At 52.3% G+C, this 18,441-nt stretch carries 17 protein-coding genes; 8 read left to right on the forward strand and 9 right to left on the reverse strand.

Annotation, left to right across the window (positions count from 1 at the left end; genetic code table 11):
- The first annotated feature begins 32 nt into the window (after positions 1-32).
- From VPR01S_RS05135 to VPR01S_RS05145, 3 genes are all read left to right on the forward strand, one after another.
- Complete coding sequence (locus tag VPR01S_RS05135) at positions 33-623, forward strand: TetR/AcrR family transcriptional regulator (RefSeq protein ID WP_021704250.1); 591 nt, start codon at positions 33-35, stop codon at positions 621-623.
- A 15-nt stretch (positions 624-638) separates the two neighbouring features.
- Positions 639-2,513 (forward strand): MFS transporter, encoded by a 1,875-nt coding sequence (locus VPR01S_RS05140; protein ID WP_021704251.1) that lies wholly within the window; start codon positions 639-641, stop codon positions 2,511-2,513.
- A 111-nt stretch (positions 2,514-2,624) separates the two neighbouring features.
- The gene (locus tag VPR01S_RS05145) at positions 2,625-3,548 is read left to right on the forward strand and encodes a YeiH family protein (protein ID WP_021704252.1); all 924 of its coding nucleotides are present in this window, start codon (positions 2,625-2,627) and stop codon (positions 3,546-3,548) included.
- On the opposite strand, the gene VPR01S_RS22595 is transcribed toward VPR01S_RS05145, so the two are convergent.
- From VPR01S_RS22595 to VPR01S_RS05175, 7 genes are all read right to left on the reverse strand, one after another.
- Positions 3,545-3,703: a hypothetical protein gene (locus tag VPR01S_RS22595; RefSeq protein ID WP_021704253.1), complete on the reverse strand. Its 159-nt coding sequence runs from the start codon at positions 3,701-3,703 to the stop codon at positions 3,545-3,547. The two genes, VPR01S_RS05145 and VPR01S_RS22595, sit on opposite strands and share 4 nt — an antisense overlap.
- 78 nt (positions 3,704-3,781) lie before the next feature.
- Positions 3,782-5,194 carry an o-succinylbenzoate--CoA ligase gene (menE, locus tag VPR01S_RS05150; RefSeq protein ID WP_021704254.1) on the reverse strand — a complete coding sequence of 471 codons (1,413 nt, stop codon included), beginning with the start codon at positions 5,192-5,194 and terminating at the stop codon, positions 3,782-3,784.
- Positions 5,191-6,177: an o-succinylbenzoate synthase gene (gene menC / locus VPR01S_RS05155; protein ID WP_021704255.1), complete on the reverse strand. Its 987-nt coding sequence runs from the start codon at positions 6,175-6,177 to the stop codon at positions 5,191-5,193. Before menC ends, menE begins: the two co-directional genes overlap by 4 nt.
- 103 nt (positions 6,178-6,280) lie before the next feature.
- On the reverse strand, positions 6,281-7,147 hold the full coding sequence (menB, locus tag VPR01S_RS05160) for a 1,4-dihydroxy-2-naphthoyl-CoA synthase (RefSeq protein ID WP_021704256.1): 867 nt from the start codon (positions 7,145-7,147) through the stop codon (positions 6,281-6,283).
- Positions 7,148-7,178: 31 nt separating this feature from the next.
- On the reverse strand, positions 7,179-7,964 hold the full coding sequence (gene menH, locus VPR01S_RS05165; protein ID WP_021704257.1) for a 2-succinyl-6-hydroxy-2,4-cyclohexadiene-1-carboxylate synthase: 786 nt from the start codon (positions 7,962-7,964) through the stop codon (positions 7,179-7,181).
- A complete protein-coding gene (gene menD / locus VPR01S_RS05170) occupies positions 7,954-9,666 on the reverse strand; it encodes a 2-succinyl-5-enolpyruvyl-6-hydroxy-3-cyclohexene-1-carboxylic-acid synthase (protein ID WP_021704258.1) in 1,713 nt (570 codons plus the stop codon). Before menD ends, menH begins: the two co-directional genes overlap by 11 nt.
- The gene (locus VPR01S_RS05175; RefSeq protein WP_021704259.1) at positions 9,663-10,970 is read right to left on the reverse strand and encodes an isochorismate synthase; all 1,308 of its coding nucleotides are present in this window, start codon (positions 10,968-10,970) and stop codon (positions 9,663-9,665) included. Before VPR01S_RS05175 ends, menD begins: the two co-directional genes overlap by 4 nt.
- A gap of 217 nt (positions 10,971-11,187) precedes the next feature.
- On the opposite strand from VPR01S_RS05175, the gene VPR01S_RS05180 reads away from it, so the two are divergent.
- From VPR01S_RS05180 to VPR01S_RS05195, 4 genes are all read left to right on the forward strand, one after another.
- Entirely contained in the window at positions 11,188-12,402 is a 1,215-nt protein-coding gene (locus VPR01S_RS05180; protein WP_021704260.1) for a pyridoxal phosphate-dependent aminotransferase, read from the forward strand.
- A 108-nt stretch (positions 12,403-12,510) separates the two neighbouring features.
- Positions 12,511-13,110, forward strand: coding sequence for a 5'-deoxynucleotidase (gene yfbR, locus VPR01S_RS05185; RefSeq protein ID WP_021704261.1), 600 nt, complete (start codon positions 12,511-12,513; stop codon positions 13,108-13,110).
- A gap of 67 nt (positions 13,111-13,177) precedes the next feature.
- Positions 13,178-14,479 (forward strand): anti-phage deoxyguanosine triphosphatase, encoded by a 1,302-nt coding sequence (locus tag VPR01S_RS05190; protein WP_040902275.1) that lies wholly within the window; start codon positions 13,178-13,180, stop codon positions 14,477-14,479.
- A gap of 315 nt (positions 14,480-14,794) precedes the next feature.
- Complete coding sequence (locus VPR01S_RS05195; RefSeq protein WP_021704263.1) at positions 14,795-15,358, forward strand: C40 family peptidase; 564 nt, start codon at positions 14,795-14,797, stop codon at positions 15,356-15,358.
- 11 nt (positions 15,359-15,369) lie between these two features.
- Here VPR01S_RS05195 and VPR01S_RS05200 read toward each other — a convergent pair whose 3' ends face one another.
- Complete coding sequence (locus tag VPR01S_RS05200) at positions 15,370-16,254, reverse strand: AraC family transcriptional regulator (protein WP_021704264.1); 885 nt, start codon at positions 16,252-16,254, stop codon at positions 15,370-15,372.
- Positions 16,255-16,399: 145 nt separating this feature from the next.
- Here VPR01S_RS05200 and VPR01S_RS05205 point away from each other — a divergent pair, with 145 nt between their 5' ends.
- Positions 16,400-17,365: a phytanoyl-CoA dioxygenase family protein gene (locus VPR01S_RS05205; protein ID WP_021704265.1), complete on the forward strand. Its 966-nt coding sequence runs from the start codon at positions 16,400-16,402 to the stop codon at positions 17,363-17,365.
- Between the two features lie 48 nt (positions 17,366-17,413).
- Here VPR01S_RS05205 and VPR01S_RS05210 read toward each other — a convergent pair whose 3' ends face one another.
- On the reverse strand, positions 17,414-18,430 hold the full coding sequence (locus tag VPR01S_RS05210) for an adenosine deaminase (protein ID WP_021704266.1): 1,017 nt from the start codon (positions 18,428-18,430) through the stop codon (positions 17,414-17,416).
- Positions 18,431-18,441 lie beyond the last annotated feature (11 nt).

Below are 18,441 nucleotides of genomic sequence, written 5' to 3' on the forward strand. Positions count from 1 at the left end.
TATTGAACAATGTTCTTTAAAGACTAACTGAAATGGCACGACGAAACGACCACACCAGAGAAGAGCTTGTTGCTCTGACACTTAACACCGTTAAGGTGTTCCTCAATGATCATTCACATCATGAACTCAGCCTGCGCAAAATCGCCAATATGATCGGTTATGTGCCAAGCACTCTGGTTAACGTTTTCGGTAACTACAACCTGCTGTTGTTACACGCGGTGGCACAAACACTGGATGAGCTGGCGGGCGAAGCCCGTACCGTGATGTCAGCCAGCCGGGATCCCCAAGCGGCTCTGTACGATCTGGCCTACTGTTATCACGATTTTGCCCAGCGCTACCCACATCGCTGGCAGCTTATTTTCGAACATAATATGAATGGCGACGATCTGCCACAGTGGCAGGCGGAACGAATCGATAACATGACTGGAATGCTGGAAGATTTACTGAAAGTGCTGGCACCACATCGCACTGACTCAGAAGTATTGCAGGCCAGCCGGGTTTTATGGGCCGGAGTACATGGAATTACTCTGCTGAGTGTCGACGATAAATTTTTTGCCGCAGAACCCATTGATGGAAAAGAGTTAATCGAGAATCTACTCTCCAATTATCTGGCCAACTGGTAAGCTCAGGGAAAGGCAATGCCACAATATCATCAGACGTCTCTACTCGGGCAGCGACGCTTTCTGCCCTACTTCGTCACTCAGTTTTTCGGCGCGTTTAACGACAACATTTTTAAAAACGTTCTGCTACTCTTCGTTGCGTTCGCCGGTGCTAACGTGCTGCCCGTATCCAGTAACCTGTTTATCAACCTGGCGGCGGGCCTGTTTATCCTGCCATTCTTTCTCTTCTCCGCCAGCGCCGGGGTGCTGGCCGATAAATACGAGAAGTCCGCATTTATCCGCAAAGTAAAACTCGCGGAAATTCTGATCATGTGTCTCGGTGCCATCGGTTTTATCACCGAAAGTTACGGTATTTTACTTCTGCTATTGTTCCTGATGGGCACTCAATCGGCATTTTTCGGCCCTGTGAAATATGCGCTGCTGCCACAGCAGCTAAAACAGCAGGAGCTAGTACCGGGTAATGCCCTGGTGGAGACAGGGACATTTCTGGCGATACTGCTTGGCACACTCGGAGCTGGCGTGATTGCCTCGGCTGATAATGCCAAATACGTCGCTGCAGGCGCCGTGGTATTGTTTGCCGTGCTCGGCTATCTGGCCAGTTGCTACATTCCTGACGCCCCCGCCGCGGATCCAAATCTCAAGTTTCGCTGGCAACCCATCAAACAAACCCGCCAGACCATCGCCATTGCTAGGTCAGATCGGGTGATTTTTCTTTCACTGATGGCAATCAGCTGGTTCTGGTTTCTCGGCGCAGCTTATCTGACTCAGTTTCCCAACTTCACCAAAATTCACCTTAACGGCAACGAAAGCGCGGTCTCTTTCCTGCTGGCGCTGTTTTCCATCGGCATCGCAGCCGGTTCAATGGCCTGCGACAAACTGTCTAATCACCGCATTGATGTCGGCATCGTACCGATTGGTAGCCTTGGTATCACCATCTTCGGGTACCTGATGGCCAGTGCGGTCCCTGAATACCTACCGCAATTTACCTCTTTTTCAGAATTTGTCAGTGAACGAAGTTTGTGGCCGGTGTTTGTTTATTTGTTGCTGATTGGCGTCTCTGGCGGGATATTCATTGTGCCTTTGTATGCTCTGATGCAGCAGCGCGCCAAACCCGAGCAGCGTGCTCAGGTCATCGCGGCGCTCAACATCTACAACTCATTACTTATGGTGGGCAGCGCAGTACTTGGCATCGTTTGTCTGACCGTGCTGGGCATGTCCATTCTGCAACTGTTTATCCTGTTGGCGGTGCTCAACTTCCTCGTTACTGCGTATCTGTTTTTACAGGTCCCCATTTTCGTGGTGCGCTTTGTAGTGTGGATGCTGACCCACACCATGTACCGGGTTCGACATAAGAATCTTCATCATCTTCCAGAGGAAGGCGGAGCCCTACTGGTATGCAATCACGTCAGCTATATGGATGCGCTGCTGCTAAGTGCCGTATGTCCGCGACTGATTCGTTTTGTCATGGAAGAAGACTACGCCAACTTCCGCCCTGCCCGACGGTTTCTCAAACGCGCGGGAGTGATTCCAATTTCGGCCAGCCGGCGAAATTCCATCCGCCGGGCGTTTAATGACGTGGAACAAGCACTGCGTGACGGGCACATTGTGTGCATTTTCCCAGAAGGTCGGTTGACCTCTGATGGTGAAATGAATGAATTCCTGCGCGGCATGGATCTGATCCTCAAACGCAGTCCGGTTCCCGTGATCCCTTTGGCGCTCAAAGGAATGTGGGGCAGCTACTTTAGCCGTTACAAAGGTCGAGCCTGCAAAGGAATACCGTGTCGTTTCCGGGCCAGGATTGAAATTGAAGCCGGCTCACCGGTTGAGCCCAAAGCCGCGACGACACAGCTGATGTTCGACAAGGTCGCCGCGCTGCGAGGCGACTGGAAGTAGCAATAGGCCATGAGCGTTCAGTTTTTCTGAACGCTCATTCAATTGATTAAGACAGATTGATCCGAACGCTTCCGCTAGACTAGAACGTTCAACTCCTTAACTTTACCGATCATGAACCGAGCCCTTCAGCAGTTACCTTTCTGGTTGCTTATTCTTGTATGCCTGACCCCTTATGTATCGTCACCGTCAGCTCTGGTGCTCGGTTTTCTGCTCTCCAGCCTCGGTCTGGTACCGAAAGAATTTGCGCTGGCCAAAGTGACCAAGAAATTGCTCGCCTACTCAATCGTTGGGCTGGGTTTCGGGATTCAGTTTCAACAAGCGCTGGCGGTCACTTCTGATGGCATTGGCCTGATCATAGCCACCATTGTCGGTACTCTGGTGGTCGGCTGGTTCGCTGCGCGCGCCATCGGCCTCAACCGCAAGACCGGTTATCTGATCGCCTCCGGAACGGCGATTTGTGGCGGCAGTGCCATTGCGGCTGTCGCACCGGCCATCAAAGCCAATGATGAACAAATTGGCCTGGCACTGGCGACCGTGTTTGTCCTCAATTCAGTAGCACTGTTTTTGTTTCCACTGATTGGTCATGCGCTGCATCTCGACCAACATACTTTCGGCACCTGGGCGGCCATCGCCATTCATGACACGTCTTCGGTGGTGGGGGCGGCGTCCGCGTATGGCGAGGAAGCGCTGACCACGGCTACGACTCTCAAGCTGGCGCGTGCGTTATGGATCATTCCGGTTGCGTTACTCAGTGCGTGGCTGTTTCGCAGCGACTCGAAGAAAGTCATTATTCCATACTTTATCGTGTTTTATTGTGTCGCGATTTTTGTCAGCGATATGTGGCCGCAATTTGATGTGTGGTATAGCGGCATTTTCGCGCTGGCTAAAAAGGCGTTGGTGGTGTGTCTGTTTTTTATCGGGTGTGGTATTTCCATCGACCGCCTGAAATCAGCCGGACCGAAACCGCTGCTGTTTGGGGTGAGCTTGTGGATCGCCATTTCAGTCAGTTCACTGAGCTGGCTGATGTGGGCTTAATGTCCGACTGGCGGTGACCGACGCTTGGCATTGAGCATTAGTACCACAACCAGTAAAAACGCCGACAGCTCGACCACCGAGCGGATCAAGCCTTGCGTCTGGGTCGCAACAAACAGCTGCATCAGTACCGCCAAAACCAGAATCATACGCACCATGTCTTATTCCCCTGAAGTCAATAAACTTCACTTATTATGAATCAGGGTTATATCGAGCTTAAATTCTGTTTTGGACTATCAAATAACCAGATAGCCACCCGGTTGACGAGACAGCCAGCTTTTGATCGCTTGACGCGAGATTTTGATGCCACCCATCGACAGCTGCGGCATCGCGACGAACGCATCGGGGATCTTGAATTTCTCAGTCTTACCCAACATCCAACTGGCGAGATCCAGTTCATTCACATTGGCGTCACTTTGCACAATCGCCACCGGGCGAGCACCAAACTTCTCATCCTCTACTGGCACGACGATCACCTGATTCACCTGCGGATGCCTGGCCAGAACCGCCTCAATCTCCTCACAATGGATGTTTTCTCCGCCGGAGATAAACAGATTATCGGCGCGGCCGATGATCCGCAATTCATCTCCCACCCACTCCCCAAGATCGCGGCTGTCAAACCACCCGGATTGCTCTCGAATTGGAGTCAGCGCGCCTTGATGATAGTAACCACTAGCTAACGTCTCTCCGGCAATGTAAATACGCTGCCCATCTAGCATCACTTGCCGGAGCTGTAACACCCGTCCTGCGCTCACAATATTATCAATACGTTTGGCCGTGACAGTCGAGGCGGCTTCCGTCATACCATAGCCAAGCCAGGTTTCGATGCCGATCGTCGCTGCGCGCTGGCTGAGGCTAAGCGGTACATGACTCCCCCCCAGTAACACATGAGTCAGCGTCAGTGTCTGCTCGCTGTCGAGTAAACCGCGCAGTTGCGTAGCGACCAAAGAGGCGTGCGTCGCGCCCTGAATATCCTCGCTCAGGTTACCCTGCCCGATTTTCAGACACGCTCCGCGATACAGCCAGCGATAAACAATGGCCAGGCCGGAGACGTGGTACATGGGTAAACTCAATAGCCAGCAATCATCGCGCTGAAATGAAAATGCCTCCAGCAGCCCGGCTGCCGAAGCCAGATGCTGCTGTGAGGTATGCGCGACCGCTTTCGGCATACCGGTTGACCCGGAAGTAAACACAATGGATGCCAGACGATCACGCCCAGCGCCCAGTACCACAGAACTGGCCTCACCACGCTGTAGGCTCACTCTTCGAGTACGCTGTTCCAGTTGGTTGAGCTCAAAAGATGTGTACTCCGCCACCACTTCCGGACTGAGCCACAACGCTGATGCGTCTTGATTGCGGTACAACACATCCAGCTTGGCCTTTAGCATGTCCACCGGCTGCGGCATGGTAAACGCTGTCACGGCGCCACGTTCAAGACAAGCCAGAAACAACAGCAGCATGGCGGCACTATTTTTGCCCACCAGCGTCACCACATCACCGCTCTTCACACCCTGCGCCGCCAAACCGGCGCCATAGCCCTGGACGGTGTCACTCAGTTGCTGCCAGGTGTAATTGCGCTCGGGCGTTTGCAATGCAATAGAAAGCGGGCTCTTTTGAGCCCACTGAGAGACCAGAGAGGACAGTGTCATGACTGCCACAACAAGGCTTGTTCGTGTAATGGCACCACCGGCAAATCGCACCCCGGCCAGCCTTGTTCCAACTGAGTCTGAAACAGACGAACAGTATCAAGCCCTGGTACTTCATCCGGGAGTTGCCACTTCGCCAGACGCGCAAGTTGGGTGAGACCAAGGCTCGACTCAATACTCGAGCTGATAACAGCCTGAATGCCCAATTCTCGCGCACGTTCAATCAAGCGGATACACCGCTGAACCGACCCAATCAAAGTCGGCTTGATCACCATCGCTTTCACACCGGTGAGATCTTCCAAACGGAAGTCACTTTGTTGCACCGCATGCTGGAGTGTTTCATCCCAGGCAATAGCAATCCCCGTATCGATAGCGAAAGAGAGACTGTCACCAGGTTGCAGGCAAGGCTCTTCCAGAAACGCAATCCGCTGACGCAACGACGGAGCGATATAGCTGGCAAACTGGTGTGCTTTTTCCGGTGTCCATGCCCGGTTGGCATCCAAACGTAGGGTGAGATCCGGAATGGATTCCAGAAACAGATTCACCAACATGCCGTCACGAATGGCTTCGTAAAGGCCCACTTTAATTTTGGCGACTTTCTTACCCGGCATTCGCTCTAGAACGGGCAGTAGCTCATCCGGGTCCCCGGTACACAACGGTGCCGCCAGATAATTACCCTCGCGAGGCAACACCCCGTTTAACTCCAGCTCTGCCATGGAAAAACCCAGTGCCGCTGACGGGCAATGCTGATCGCAGTCAAACGATTCACCGCGCACCCAAAGTTCGGCCATAGCCTGAACGTCTAAACCCGCCTGTTCAAGGGTTTCATGGCTAAAGCCTGGCAGTGGTGCCACCTCCCCTCGGCCGGTGACGCCATTTTCTGTCAACTCGACAATGTATCCGATGCGTTGCGTTAATTTGTTATCCCGCAGAATAACCCCGCTATCCATCGGCAGTTGATAACGATACAGTTTGGCTGATCTCATATCCCTTCCCAATCCTTACGCTGGCCCACCGGCTACAGCCGGAGGGGCATTTTCGTTATATGACCGTTTGTTCCAGCCATTTATTGCTACGTATGCAGCACGATTAAGGATTGCGAGGGTACTTATTGAAATCCGGACGACGTTTTTCGTTGAAGGCATTGCGCCCTTCCTGGCCTTCATCCGTCATGTAGAACATCATGGTCGCATTGCCCGCCAGCTCCTGCAGACCTGCCTGACCATCACAGTCAGCATTCAGGGCGGCTTTCAGACAGCGCAGCGCCATCGGGCTGTGTTGCAGTGTTTCACGGCACCAGCGTACGGTCTCCCGCTCCAGTTCCGCCAATGGCACCACGGTATTCACCAAGCCCATATCCAGCGCTTCCTGAGCATCGTAAAAACGACACAGGAACCAGATCTCACGCGCTTTCTTCTGCCCCACGATGCGCGCCATGTAGGAGGCCCCCCAACCGCCGTCGAACGAGCCGACCTTCGGACCGGTCTGACCAAACTGTGCGTTGTCGGCCGCAATCGTCAGGTCACACATCATATGCAGAACATGACCACCGCCCACAGCCCAGCCAGCAACGGCGGCAATCACAGGTTTCGGACACGTGCGGATCTGACGCTGGAAATCGAGTACATTGAGGTGATGAGTGCCCGACTCGTCTTTGTAGCCGCCGTAGTCACCACGGATCTTCTGATCGCCTCCCGAGCAAAACGCGTCTTCACCAAGGCCAGTCAGAATGATCACCCCAACGCCCGAATCATAGCGCGCGTCCGCCAAAGCATGAATCATCTCCTGCACTGTCTGAGGGCGAAAAGCATTGCGTACCTGAGGTCGGGCAATGGTGATTTTAGCGATGCCATCCTCAGATTTGTGATAATGAATGTCTTCATAATGACCGCTGCAATCATGCCAGTTAACCGGTGCGTAGAGTTCTTCTTCGGTGATGCCTACTGTTTTAGCCATGGTGATTCCCATTGTTCTGTGATGGCTCACATCAAGTGAGCACAATTGAATTCAGTTGCGCACTTATCGCCTGCGCAAAGGCGTGCGGAGCTTCCTGATGCACATTATGGCCGACTCCGGCAATCTGGCAGAAAGAGAGCTGACTGTTGAGCGCTAACGCGCTGAATTTCTCATCTTTCTCACCACAAATGTAATGGATGGGGAGTGTCAGTCGTCGTAATGCATCCAACAGGTATGGCTGCCTGGCCAGCGAAGTAGCACGTAACATTCCCGCTATCGCCCCACCAAGATTAGCACTACGTCGAGTGATCAAAATTTGTCTTTGCTCATAATTTAGTGAACTAAATACGGCTTGTTGGTACCAATCGGCCAATACCTGCGCAATCGGTTCTTGCTCAAATCGTCGTGCCCAGAGTTGATCGCTGTCCCAGCGCGCTCGCCGCTCATCGTCATTAAGGAGACCAAAATTTCCGCCTTCAATGAGCAGCCCTTTCAAATTAAGGGCGTGAAAAGCACCACTTGCAACGCCGTACATGGCGACGCGGCCACCAAGCGAATACCCAACCATCACGATGGGGTTACCTAGCGGTAAAGTGGCGGTGAGTGTCGCTACGATCTGCGCGCAGCAGTCATCAAACCCCTCGCAGATACGCGTACGGCTTTGACCATGGCCCGGTAAGTCAACCGTTAAACAAGAATAATGAAGATGTGGCAAACAGGCTGCCCAGTCCTCACCGCTGCCAAGCAAGCCATGCAGGAACACCAGAACGGGAACCTGGGACTGGCCGACGCGGTGATGAAACTGGCTATAGAGCATGGACTTGCTGGACAAACTGTTTTAGTTGAGCCGATGCTTGATCAGGCGGTGTCTGAACTTCAATAAGCAACGTGCCCTCGCCGCTGGCGAAGTGTTGTTCCACCGCCTGACGATAATCGGCCAGCGTTTGCGCCCGGTGATAGTTCAGGCCAAACTGCTTCGCGGCAAATTCAAACTGATACCCGTGTGGCATTTGATACAGCTCACGCTTTTGGGCCGCAGGGACAGGCAACAAGTCAAAGATAGCCCCTCCGTCATTGTTGGTCACCACCATCACTTGCGGGGTTGGGTTATGGGTCAGTAATGCCAGTGAATTCAGATCGTACAGCAGTGACGTATCACCAATAAACATCAGCTGTGGAGATCGGGTCGCACGTTGCACTCCGGCCGCCGTGGCCACCAGCCCATCGATACCGGATGCGCCACGATTGGTCCAGACCTGACGACCATCCAGCGTGGCAAACATATCCACTAAACGCACGAATAAACTGTTACCCAAAAACAGCTGTCGGAAACGACTGCGTTCAGCGATATCCAGTGCCAGTGCGATCTCACTCAAACTGTGTTCACCACTGAGGTGTAACTGAGCTAACGAGCTCAACGCCTCCGAAGCGCTGTGCAACTCATCTGCCCACCCTGCGTGAGCCGCGTTCAGCGGATGGCATTGCGCGAGTTGGGTGTCGATCCAGTCGTCAATCTGACAAACAAACTGTTGTTGTGGCAAATGGTCTTGATTATTGCGCTGCGCACTGGGAGAAACATACAGATAAGAGCACGTAGTGTTCGTCACCTGATGGCAAATCCAGTGATTCAGACGTTTTGATACAATTCTCGCCCCAAACTGGACAATCGTGTCACATTCACTGATTTTCGCTGCAAACTTCTCATTTTGTAACCACAAGTCATAATGCGCCCAAGCGCTGCTGATCCCCGACTGTGGGTCACACAGTATTGGCCACCCCAACTGATGGGCAAACTGTGCCGCTTTTTCTGCTTGCGCTGCCGTCAGCTTGCCCACCACCACCACACCTTTACGCTGTGGCAGATCAGACACCGCTACCGACTCTGGTAAATATCGATGTTGCTGCGTATAGGGTTGCTGACTGACGCGCCAACTAGAGACGGACGCGCAATACGCCTGATAGTCGCGTTTATCCCCTTGCGAATAGAGCGGCTCAGGAAACGGGCAGTTAATGTGAACCGCCCCTTCACTGCCAGCTTGCTGATGCATGACCTGATCCACGGAACTCAGCAGCCAGTTGAGCGAGGTATTGAGAGTTGGACTGGGTAAATTCAGGGCTGCCGTGACATGAGAAGAATAAATCCCCGGCTGCTCTATCGCCTGATTCGCCCCGCAACCGACCAGCTCCTGCGGGCGATCCGCCGTCAGCAGTACCAGCTTCTCACCGGTCAGTCCGGACTCAGCGATCGCCGGCAGCAGGTTTGCCACCGCCGTACCTGAGGTGACGATCACGGCCACTGGCTGGTCACTGGCTTTCGCCAGCCCGAGTGCAAGAAAACCCAGCCCGCGTTCGTCAAAGTGGGTATGCAAGCGCAGCTGTGGATGCGCTTGCGCTTCAAGAGTGAGAGGGGTTGAGCGTGAACCCGGCGCGACACAAACGTCCTGTACCCCAAAACGCACCAACTCTTCTAATAGCGTCTCACACCAAATGCGGTTGATGACCGCCTGATCGATACTCATGACGCGACTCCCAGCGGTGGGTTATCCGATAGCAGAGACAACAACGTCGACATTTTCTTATCCAGCTCCTGCCATTCATGCTCGGCCACCGAACCCGGGACAATCCCCGCACCAGCAAACAGCTGAATGTGATTTTTCAGCACCAGCGCACTGCGAATCGCCACGCAAAATTCCGCTTGCTGATGACTGATATAGCCCATAGATCCGGCATACCAACCACGGGCAAACGGCTCATGCTGCTGAATAAAATCCATAGCCTGCTTACGTGGTAACCCGGCGACGGCGGCCGTCGGTTGCAGCGCCGCCAGCAATTGCACGCCATTCACCCCAGGATTCAGGTGCGCGTGGATGCTGCGCTTAAGATGTTGCACCTTACGCAAACGCACCAGACGCGCTTCCTGCTCAACGTGGACGTCTTGCGAGTGAGGAGCCAGGCGCTCAATGATGTCATCCACCACGTACTGGTTTTCGTTGAGGTTTTTAGCGTCTTGAGTCAACCAGTTTGCCAGCTCCATATCCTGAGCCGCATTGATACCCCGGCCAATGGTGCCCGCTAATGCTTCGGTCTGTAACTCCTGTCCCGTACGGGCGTAAAGCCGCTCGGGCGTCGAGCCGATAAAGCAGTGCTGGGCATCCAGTGCCAGCATGAAGTGGAAACTGTGATGATTTTCGGCTTGGCTGGCTTTCAACAGTTGAGCTGCGTGTATCGGAGTATCGAGAGCCACGCACGTCTGGCGTGCCAACACGACTTTTTTGAACGCGTCTTCCTCAATCCCCTGTAACACTTTCTCCACCAGTGTGGTCCAGCCGGATTGATCAGGCGTGTGCGTGATCGAGTCGATATGAGTAGAAATAGGTGGCAAAGGCGCGACATCAAGCTGCAGTTTACGCAGGCTGGCCAAAGTACGGTGGGGTTCATGAGACAGATTGACCGCCAACGACCACTGTTCATCAAAACGAATCAACTCTATCTGAGGCAGAAAGAAAAACGATGACATGCAACGCCGGTTTTTGGGGGTCTGGCCGTCAAACGAACGTCCGCCCCAAACACGCTGATCTTGCCCCAGAATCGAATAAGCAGGTGCCGGATCAGAAAACGTGTGCAATTGCCCCAGCGCCACCACTTCTTCCCGGGTATCTCGGGAGTGCCAGAAAAATTTAGGAAAAATCGGCTGAGCGTCAAGCCAGTCAATAAACGCGAAGTTGGGTTTCTCCTGCAAAACTTGAACGAGACGGTTCTGGCCGTCTTTCGCATCCTTTACGCGTTCAATGAGTTCAGTTAAGGCTTGATGAAAATGTGACAAATCGACCTCGACGCCAGAAAGCTTGGGGATTACTAGAAAGCTACTCTATTGGCTGACCTTATAGAGATCAAGGGTATACCCTATCTTTTGCAGAATCCTGTGATAGGTCCCTCTGTAACGCTCTCTAAAACCACCACTTATTTCAGATTTATATTCTAAAAAAAATCATTTTGATGTAGTTTAATAAAGTAAATCAACAATTTTCAGGAATTAAACAATGCAAAATATCGGGATGTCGTCAAAACTCGATAATGTCTGCTACGACATTAGGGGTCCTGTACTCAAACATGCTAAGCGCATGGAAGAAGAGGGGCATAAAATACTGAAGCTGAATATCGGCAACCCTGCCCCATTTGGCTTTGATGCCCCTGACGAGATCCTGGTTGATGTCATCCGCAATCTGCCAACGTCACAAGGTTACTGTGATTCCAAAGGTATTTACTCAGCACGCAAGGCCGTGGTGCAGCATTATCAGAAAAAAGGCATCCGCAGCCTGGATGTCGAAGATGTTTACGTCGGCAACGGCGTGTCGGAGCTGATTGTCATGGCGATGCAAGCACTGCTGAATAACGGCGATGAAATGCTGGTCCCGGCACCGGATTATCCGTTGTGGACAGCGGCAGTGGCCCTGTCTGGCGGTAAAGCGGTTCACTATTTGTGTGATGAACAAGCCGACTGGTATCCAGATTTGGATGACATCAGGAAGAAAATAACGCCGAAAACGCGCGGTATTGTGTTGATCAACCCGAATAATCCGACCGGCGCTGTCTACAGTCGCGACTTTCTGCTGGAAGTGATCGAGATCGCCCGTCAGCACAAACTGATAATTTTTGCCGATGAGATTTACGACAAAGTACTCTACGACGGTGCCACGCACACCTCCATCGCCACGCTGACGGAGGATGTCCTGACCGTCACCTTTAACGGTTTGTCAAAAGCCTACCGGGTGTGCGGTTTCCGCGGTGGCTGGATGTTCCTGACCGGACCAAAGCATCTGGCGCAGGGCTACGTGGCCGGACTCGATATGCTGGCGTCGATGCGTTTGTGTGCCAACGTCCCGATGCAACACGCGATCCAGACCGCACTAGGTGGTTATCAGAGCATCAATGAGCTGATTCTGCCAGGCGGTCGTCTGTTGGAACAGCGTGACCGAGCCTGGGAACTCATCAACCAGATACCCGGTGTATCGTGCGTGAAACCCAAAGGCGCCATGTACCTCTTCCCGAAAATCGACACCAAGATGTACAACATCAAAGATGACCAGAGAATGGTGCTCGATTTCCTGATTCAAGAAAAAGTATTGCTGGTCCAAGGCACGGGCTTTAACTGGCCCAAACCGGATCACTTCCGCATTGTGACCCTGCCACACGTGGAAGATCTGGAGCTGGCCATTGGCCGTTTTGAGAAATTCCTGTCAACTTACAGCCAGTAAGTATCGATTGCCGATATTCATTGGTATGCTAGTCGGGCACACTTTTCTACACTGAAAAGTGTGCCCGTTGCTATTTCGGCCCCATTCTCAGCAAGGATGTTTGTTGCTATGACAGAAAGCCAAGCCAAAGAAAGTCATTTTTTTGCTCATCTTGCCCGGATGAAGCTCATCCAGCGCTGGCCCCTGATGCGCTCCGTGTCGAGCGAGAATATCTCCGAGCACAGCCTTCAGGTTGCGTTTGTCGCCCACATGCTGGCACTGATAAAAAATAAAAAATTCGGCGGTACACTCAACCCTGAGCGCATCGCACTGCTCGGTATGTACCACGACACCAGCGAAGTGCTTACCGGTGATCTGCCAACGCCAGTCAAATATTACAACCCGGATATCGCCAAAGAGTACAAGAAAATCGAAGCGGCGGCTGAACACCGTTTGCTTTCGATGTTACCGGACGAATTTCGTGATGATTTTGCCCCCTACCTGATCTCCACCGAAGCCAATCCGCAAGAAGCGGCGATCGTGAAACAAGCGGACACCATCTGTGCCTACCTCAAATGCCTAGAAGAACTCAGCGCGGGCAATCACGAGTATGCACTGGCGAAGAAGCGCCTTGATGTCACACTTCACCAGCGCCGCAGTGATGAAATGGACTATTTTCTCAACACCTTTGCCCCAAGTTTTGAATTATCTCTGGACGAAATCAGTTAACAGCTATTAATGTAAAAACAAATAGATAAGATCGGGAGACACAGGTGTGAAGGTAGACATCAGCCCTATGTGGCAGCAACGACACGATGACGAACATAAAATTCGCCGTGACGATCACCGCACGCCGTATCAACGTGACCGGGCGAGAATTCTTCACTCCGCCGCCTTTCGCCGTCTGCAGGCCAAAACTCAGGTGCACGGCGCCAGCATGAACGATTTTCACCGCACCCGTTTGACCCATTCGCTGGAAGCGGCGCAGCTTGGCACTGGCATCGTGGCACAATTGAAGAAGAAGCAGCCAGAATTTCGCGACTTACTCCCGTCGGACAGCTTGATCGACTCTCTCTGTCTGGCCCATGATATCGGCCATCCCCCTTATGGTCATGGCGGCGAAGTGGCGCTCAATTATATGATGCGCGATCATGGTGGCTTTGAGGGCAATGCCCAAACTTTCCGTATCGTGACTCAACTGGAACCGTACACGGAACATTTCGGCATGAACCTGTCACGTCGTACGCTGCTTGGGCTGATTAAGTACCCGGCACTGCTCAGCCAGACTCAAGCCACCTTGCGACCTCAGCCTGTGGCACATCAGCGCCAGTTGAAAGCCAAAGAGTGGGCACCAGCCAAAGGGCTCTACGATTGCGACCAAGCGCGTTTTGACTGGGTGTTGGCGCCTTTGTCTCCCCATGATAGGGCCCAGCTGAGCCTGATGCGCTCGGATGGTGACTCCGGGCTTAAACACAGCAAAACCCGCTTTAAATCAATAGACTGCTCCATCATGGAACTGGCCGACGACATCGCCTACGGGGTACACGATTTGGAAGACGCCATCGTACTCGGCATGGTTAGCCGCCACCAATGGCAGGAGGACGCCGCCACTCGTTTGCTCGAAACCGGAGCGCCCTGGTTCGAACAACACATCCAGTCTGTCAGCGATATGTTGTTTTCCGGCGAGCACCACCAACGCAAAGACGCCATCGGCGGCATCGTCAACGCGCTGCTGACCAGCATCCGCGTCAAACCTGTAGAAGCCGACTTTACCAGTGAACTGCTGGCCTTCAACGCGTATCTCGAACCGACCATGGCCAAAGCCTTGGATGTGTTTAAACACTTTGTCAGCGAACACGTCATCCAGATACCTCAGGTGCAGATTGTCGAGTACAAAGGCCAGCAGATTATTATGGACCTGTTTGAAGCTTTCAGTGCCAACCCTGACCGCCTGTTGCCGGAACACACGAAAAAAAGCTGGCTGTCGTCAGGCGACAACTCGGCAGGCATGCGGGTGATCGCGGACTACATCTCATCCCTGACGGACGGACATGCACAGCGTCTGCACCAACAACTGTTTTCTTCTCACGGTTACTAACATCCCCCAACCTTATCAAGGGATAACCGTATAAAAACCAAAAAAGCGCTCGTTGAGTGCTTTTTTGGTAACAACGACGAAAAAGTGGTCAATCTGTTTCTCTTTTGCCTAAGCTGTCAGTAACCATAAAGGTAGAAGGAATCTCGCTGATCACACTCCTTAACAATCATACGGGTTATTTTTTCGGCAGATTATGGTAAATTGTGCGGCGTTCTGGCAGCCATCCTTCGAACCAAGGTTCTGTTCAGCGTCAGGATTGGAGTCTGACATTGGCTTTTTTCAATGACATTTTCAACGACAAAGTACAATAAATTTATGAAGTTAAATCACCTGACTTTTATTCCACTGGCTTTACTGTTAAATGCCTGTGCAAACACACAACCTGAGCAATCCAGCCGGGAATCGTCCAACGCGACGCCTCCAGCCACCCTGTCGGTTAACAAAACACACACCACGTCACCATCTCTGGCCGAGATTCAAGCGCAAGATACCGAGCAGATGATCGACTATGCACGCGAGTTCCTTGGCACTAAATATGTGTGGGGTGGTTCATCACCCAAAGGGTTCGACTGTTCCGGCTACATCAAATACGTTTACAACAAGTTTGACATCACGATTCCGCGTACCACGGCGGCCTATCCGAGCCTGTATGGTAATAAAGTGTCTCTGAAAGACGCAAAACCAGGTGACCTGATCGTATTCACTGGCACCAATCCAAATATTCGTAAACCCGGTCATGCCGGCATCATCACCTCCGTCGATGACGGGAAGCTGACGTTTATTCACAGCTCATCATCGAAAAAGCACTTCGGGGTCACTGAAACCGATTACTACAAGAGCGGTTATCCGCGCCGGTTTCTTACCGTAGTACGGATGTAAACAAGGCGCGTTCAGCGCCTTTTTTCATAGCTACTGGCACGAAACTTACGCCGGAATCCGCCCGGCGTCATCTGTTTGTACTTTTTAAACAGACGATTAAAATTCGCCTGATTCACAAAGCCGGATTGCTGCGCAATCACGCTGACGGGCCAATCAGAGCGAATCAGTAACGAGCACGCCTTTCCTAAACGAACCTGAGTGATGTACTGATTAACGCCCATCCCCATCATCCGGCGAAAAAAGCGAGTCAGAGTGCTTTCACTCATGGCCACCACCTGAGCAAGATCCTCCAGCAATAACGATTCAGTATAGCCTTCGTGAATCTGCTCAAGTAACAGGCTCAATTGCCGCTGCTCGCGTTGATCCGACTCAACCATCGTGCCCTCCTGCCCGGAACAGAGAAGTTCATATTCACCACAGTGGCTAAGCGCATCGAGTATCTGCAATAACAAAGTCAGGCGTCTGGCTGAGGACGCCGACTCCAGCGCAATAAAGTGTGGCAACAACTCGTTGACCAGTTGCGGGGGGAAGTGCAGGCCTCGTGACGCATCCGTGGTTAAACGCTGCAGTGCACGGTACTCCGGAAACAGCTGGCACACGGCGTTGACCCACTGCTGATCAAACCACAAGACATACACGGTATGTGGGTGCTCAGCGTCAAGAACCCGGTTCGACTGCCAGGTATGTGGAATATTAGGCCCCAGTAAAGTCAAATCCGCATCACCATAAGCGGTGATCTGATCACCAATGTAACGTTCTCCACAGCTATTGAGTGTCAGAGTCAGCTCATACTCGGGATGGAAGTGCCACTCAAACGGTATCGCCTCCAACCGGCGAATCAACAGTCGCCAGGAACTGTCGTTGGCATACGCCACTTTTTCAAACTGAGCTTTCATAAGAAGTACATAGCCACTACAACAGACACAAATATTGACTGGATAGTACTAAATATTGCTGATTTTGCATCACTCCGAGAACGCCAAGGTTGCCAAAATGTGAACAAATAACAACAAACCTCTTAGTACCCACCGGGGAGAAAGTATGAAAAACCGTTATGGATTCGGAGACAATGCGCCAGGCAATAACAGCGTCTCAAACATTCACGATGTTCAACTGCGGGATATCCGTAAAACCTTACCGCTCAAAACACTGACCGAAGAACAGTTCGCCTTCTGGCAGCACAACGGTTACGTCGTGCTGCCACAAATCATCAGCCCAGAGGCGGTACAACGTAGTCAGGATTTCTTGTGGGAATTTCAGGAGATGTCGCCAGACGACACCACCACTTGGTATCAGGATCAGCGCCGTGATCATGCCATGGTGGAACTGAATAATTCCGGAATGGTGGAGTGTTACAACCATCAGGTTTTATGGGATAACCGTCAAAACCCGGATGTGTACCACGCATTTGTTGATATCTGGGATCGGGAAGATTTGTGGGTCACCATTGACCGCGCCAACTTAAACCCACCCAACCGTGCTAACCGCGCATTCAGTGGCTTCATCCATTGGGATGCGGATACCTCGCTCACTCCTCTGCCGGTCAACGTGCAGGGGGTACTGGCCCTGTCAGACACCGATGAGCAAACCGGCGGTTTCCAGTGCGTGCCGGAGCTTTACCGTCAATTAGAGCGCTGGCGTGAGACTCAGCCGGCCGATCGCGATCCGTATGTACCGGATCTGGCGGGTTTTGAGGCTGAATTTATAGCGATGAAAGCCGGCGACTTATTAATTTTCAACAGTTTGCTTCCTCACGGCATTCGTCCAAACCAGTCAGATCGGGTACGCATGGCACAGTACATTTCGATGGTGCCAGCCGAAGAAACTCACGCCACGATCCGCCAATGGCGGATTCAGTCCTGGCAGGATCGTCTCCCGCCAGAAGGCTTTGCCTTTCCGGGTGACCCACGCAACTGGGAACAGACTCGCTACCCAAGAGCAGAGCTGAGTGTGCTGGGAGAAAAATTACTCGGTAAGCGCGACTGGTCGCTGGTGCACAAAGTATAATGCAGATGAAAACGGGGCTGATTCAGCCCCGCTTGTATCGCATTTTTCTTAAGCGCTCGTCTGACGGACAAAATCATGCACCTGCTCAGCCAGCCTCTGTTTGTGTGCATCATCGATAAAACTGGCTTCAATGGCGTTCAGGGTAAATTGCGCCAGCTCTTGTGGCGTCATCGTATGGCTGTCGGCCACCGCCTGAAAATTATCCGTCATGTAACCACCAAAGTAAGCCGGGTCATCCGAGTTGATCGTCACGCACACATTCTGGCGCAACAGGTCGACAATGTTATGTTGATCCATAGTGTCAAACACCTTCAACTTAGTGTTTGAGAGTGGGCACACCGTCAGTGGCACCCGGCTTTTCGCCAGATCGCCCACCAGCGCCTGATCATCCACACAACGCACCCCGTGATCGATGCGCGAAATTTTCAGCAGATCGAGGCTGTTATGGATATTTTCAACCGGCCCTTCTTCTCCGGCATGGGCAACCGTCAGGAAACCATGACGAATCGCTTCCTGAAATACGCGCTCAAATTTCTCTGGCGGATGCCCCAATTCAGACGAATCGAGACCGATACCAACGATTTTGTCCTTGTGCGGTAAAGCCATCCGCAAAGTCTCAAACGCACTGTCTTCATCCAAATGACGCAAAAAACACATGATGATTTGACTGCTGATCCCCAATTGTTCGTGACCATCACGTAGCGCCCGCTCAATCCCATTGATCACGGTTTCAAACGCAATTCCACGTTCGGTATGCGTTTGCGGGTCAAAAAAGATTTCGGTATGAATGACGTTATCGGCCTGACAACGCAACAGGTACGCCCAGGTCAGATCGTAAAAGTCTTGTTCATGAACAAGGACATTCGCTCCCTGATAATAGATATCAAGAAACGATTGCAGATTGGTAAACTGGTACGCTGCCCGCACATCTTGTGGTGTTTTAAAAGGCAGGTCAATCTGGTTACGTTGCGCCAGGTTGAACATCATCTCGGGCTCTAACGTCCCTTCAATGTGCAAGTGCAGTTCAACCTTCGGCAGTTGCTGGATAAAATTGGTCTGGTTCACGCTTGTATCTC

Origin of the sequence: Vibrio proteolyticus NBRC 13287, from assembly GCF_000467125.1 — a bacterium.
In the GTDB taxonomy this organism is placed as follows: domain Bacteria; phylum Pseudomonadota; class Gammaproteobacteria; order Enterobacterales; family Vibrionaceae; genus Vibrio; species Vibrio proteolyticus.